At 68.4% G+C, this 374-nt stretch carries 1 protein-coding gene; it reads left to right on the forward strand.

Annotated elements, in window-relative coordinates:
• Positions 1-175: 175 nt before the first annotated feature.
• Positions 176-374: DUF2630 family protein (locus AC1DIW_RS21915; protein ID WP_478110935.1), on the forward strand; the 199-nt coding region annotated here is incomplete at its 3' end.

The raw sequence follows: 374 nt of genomic DNA on the forward strand, positions 1-374 counted from the left end.
GCCTAAGCAGTCGCAAGGCCAAGCAACTGCCGGACGCGCCCGCACTTGGGGCACGATTGCGGGCGGACCCCTCCGAAGGGATGGGTCCGCCCGCCCAGCGCGCTCTGGCCACGGCGCACACCCGTGATTACGCTGGCAGGTACCCACCGCGGTTCGAAGCAGGAAGAAGGACACCATGGACGAACGCGACATCCTCCAACGCATCACCGCCCTGGTCGATGAGGAGCGCGACCTCAGGGAGCAGGCGGAATCCGCGAGCGCCGACCATGACCACGTCCCCGACCGGCTCCGGCTCAGGCAGCTCGAGGAAGACCTCGACCAGTGCTGGGACCTGCTGCGGCAACGGCGGGCCAAGAGGCAATACGGCGAGGACC

Source organism: Terrabacter sp. 01T434 (assembly GCF_056398545.1).